Raw genomic sequence first — 673 nt, forward strand, 5'->3', positions numbered from 1 at the left:
CAGTTGAAGGATTCAGACATTGTCAATGAAATTAAGGGGGGTTATGTGATTAAGGTAGACGGGAAATACTATGTTTACCTGAAAGATGCAGCTCATGCGGATAATATTCGAACAAAAGAAGAAATCACTCGTCAGAAGCAGGAACACGGTAGTAATCACGGAGGTGGTTCTAGCGATAAAGCGGTAGTCGCTGCTAGAGCTCAAGGCCGTTATACAACGGATGATGGTTATATCTTTAATGCCTCTGATATCATTGAGGACACGGGTGATGCCTATATCGTTCCTCATGGCAATCATTTCCACTATATTCCTAAGAGTGACTTGTCTGCCAGTGAATTAGCTGCAGCTCGAGCCTTCCTAGCTGGGAAAGGTAATCAACCAAGCTCAGTTGGGTATCGTCCTTCAACAAATTCTTCTAGCAGTAGCGCATCAGAGACATCGAATAGTAGTTCATATGGACAAACGAATCAAAGCAATGTTGAAGCAAATACCAGAAGATGGGCTCCAAGTGTTAGCCCACAGGTGGATAATAGTTATCAAGCAAATCCAAGTGAAGACGTATCTAGTCTCTTGAAACAGCTTTATGCCTTGCCACTTAGCCAACGACATGTGGAATCAGATGGGCTTGTCTTTGATCCGGTGCAGATTACAAGAAAAACTGCGAATGGTGTTG

Annotated in this window: 1 protein-coding gene; it reads left to right on the plus strand. The window is 43.2% G+C overall.

Annotated elements, in window-relative coordinates; all coding sequences use genetic code 11:
* On the plus strand, nucleotides 1–673 hold a 673-nt coding region (locus tag HMPREF2701_RS07020), incomplete at both ends, for a pneumococcal-type histidine triad protein (protein WP_148130522.1).

The sequence above is a fragment of the Streptococcus sp. HMSC077D04 genome (genome assembly GCF_001808785.1).
Classification (GTDB): Bacteria; Bacillota; Bacilli; order Lactobacillales; family Streptococcaceae; genus Streptococcus; species Streptococcus mitis_BX.